Source organism: Bacillus sp. AM 13(2015) (genome assembly GCF_001518755.1).
Classification (GTDB): domain Bacteria; phylum Bacillota; class Bacilli; order Bacillales; family Bacillaceae; genus Bacillus; species Bacillus safensis.
In genome coordinates this window covers 1-2,223 of sequence record NZ_LKCP01000020.1, presented here as the reverse complement: position 1 = coordinate 2,223, position 2,223 = coordinate 1, and the positions used below count along the sequence as shown (strand labels likewise).

2 protein-coding genes and 1 pseudogene are annotated in these 2,223 nt (G+C 39.7%); 1 reads left to right on the top strand and 2 read right to left on the bottom strand.

The genetic code is table 11. From position 1 onward, the window contains the following. Window positions 1-24: 24 nt before the first annotated feature. Window positions 25-822: a recombinase RecQ gene (locus tag AOQ70_RS02280; RefSeq protein ID WP_231730812.1), complete on the bottom strand. Its 798-nt coding sequence runs from the start codon at window positions 820-822 to the stop codon at window positions 25-27. A 267-nt stretch (window positions 823-1,089) separates the two neighbouring features. Here AOQ70_RS02280 and AOQ70_RS02275 point away from each other — a divergent pair, with 267 nt between their 5' ends. Further along, on the top strand, window positions 1,090-1,338 hold the full coding sequence (locus tag AOQ70_RS02275; protein ID WP_003215700.1) for a ferredoxin: 249 nt from the start codon (window positions 1,090-1,092) through the stop codon (window positions 1,336-1,338). 231 nt (window positions 1,339-1,569) lie between these two features. On the opposite strand, the pseudogene AOQ70_RS02270 reads toward AOQ70_RS02275, so the two are convergent. Then, window positions 1,570-2,115: pseudogene (locus AOQ70_RS02270) on the bottom strand (ECF transporter S component). Window positions 2,116-2,223: the final 108 nt, after the last annotated feature.

The window sequence follows — 2,223 nt, the reverse complement described above, 5'->3', positions numbered from 1 at the left end:
TAATGAACGAATATGCGCAATCTATCAATACAAGCTTTTGCACAGTTCGAGCGTTTGTGAGTAGAGTGTTAGCACGCGTTTGAATTCAAGGTCACCTACGAGCTTTTGCATGAGCTGCGTCTCACCTTTTTGGGCAGCATGAATAAAATAATGGAGGACATTCCAAAAAAGCAGGTACACATACCACACATCTTCTTTTAGCCACTCTGCCATTTGCTGATACGTACGCCCGATTCTTTCATTTGACGTCAATGAATAAACAAAAATCAGCGCCTCTTGATCACTTATACGGCTAAGGAGCGTTTCTAGTTCATGATGCAGCTCTTCTGAAAGTTTATTCTTCTCGTGATGCTGTTTTAAGAAGGATTTCGTCCAGCTTTGTACGGATACATCTCTTTGTATTGGGACATATTGATACGATCCAGCCATATGGTGAGAAAGCACTTGTACAAGTAACGAGAGCCTCATCCATAGCACCTTTGCTTTATCATGATATTTTGCACCATGAAAATAAACGGGCATCGGTTTTTCTAAAAAATACTGGTTTAGCATACGCTGTCCTGCATCTGTAACAGTGAATGTCTCCCCCGTTTTTTTGATGTAGTGCTCTTCGTCAAGTTTTATAGTAGAGCGATTCAGCTGATCCCTCGTAAACCCCGGGTAACAGCCGAAGTACTTTGAAAGCTGAAATAAACTGGCATCCTGTATGGTTTGTGATGATTTTTTTCCTTTAAAAAGATGGTAGACAGCACTTATGGAGCGTTCGCCGTTCAATTTATATACGCTGTCCATTAACATGACATCCAAATAATGAAGAGTCATTCGCCAAAGCACCTGTCTTCCTGACAAAATTCGAATATTTTCTCCCTTTATTTTAACAGATTTCATAGAAGAAGAAATGTTTAAACTCAATTTGTGGGGGAAAGTTATGAACAAACCCTTATGTGATAAGTATTCTCAATCACTTTACAGTTGAAATGTGAAATTAAAATCATTACAATAAGGTTTGAGGAAATTGTTTTTTATCGGTGAAACTAAAAAGGTTAGACCATTTGTTCCATCGAACAATCTGGGAGGTATTTTTTTAACATGGCAAAATATACAATTGTAGACAAAGACACATGTATTGCTTGCGGCGCATGCGGTGCAGCTGCTCCAGACATTTATGATTATGATGATGAAGGCATTGCATTTGTTACGCTTGATGACAACCAAGGAACTGTAGAAGTTCCAGAAGTACTTGAAGAAGATATGCTTGACGCATTTGAAGGATGTCCAACGGATTCAATCAAAGTTGCGGACGAATCTTTCGAGGGTGACCCACTTAAGCATGAATAGTATAAAAGCCCCTTATGCAGGGGCTTTCAGCATGTAGACAAACCCTCGCATTCGTTGTCAGGTCTGCGCGCCGGTACTCACGAATGTCAAATTCGCTCCGTTCCGGTGCTCACCCTTCCTAGACTGCAAAGGTTTTCTATCACGCTGAATAGAAGACAAAGGGCTAAAATAAAAACCATTTTAGCCCTTTGTCAATAATCTAAAGCCCCTTATGCAGGGGCTTTTTTTATATTAACTATTTTGAAGTCGACGTTTATTTTCAAACCATGGACGCATTTTCACAAAAATGAGGCTGAACACGATGGTAATGATGATGCCTTTAATAAAGTTAAATGGTAAGATCCCTGCTGTAATAGTCGTCTTGAGCGCATGATCTGATAGTTCTGGCGCGTTTAAGAACCATGTGTAAGCTGGCAGGAATAAGAAGTAATTTAAAATGCTCATCATCACAGTCATAAGCAATGTACCCGCGATCATAGACCATGCCATCCCTTTTGCTGATTTGATTTTTTTGAACATAAAGGCGACTGGCAAGATAAATAATGTGCCTGCAATGAAGTTCGCGACTTGCCCAACTGGAACGCCGGACATACTGCCTTGAATGAGGTAATGCAGTACATTTTTTAATGCCTCAACAGCAATTCCTGCACCCGGTCCATAAAATTAAAATTGCGATAATCGCCGGGATATCACTGAAATCAATTTTCAAATACGCTGGAAGACCCGGGAAAGGGAAATCCAATAAAAATTAATACAAACGAAAATACTGCTGAGCATACTGGTAACGACTAAACGCTTTACTTTACTTTGATTCAATATTCTCTCTCCTTTTCGATCAAATCTTTCGAAAAGAGGATTGTTCCATTTTAGCCACAAAAAACCGCC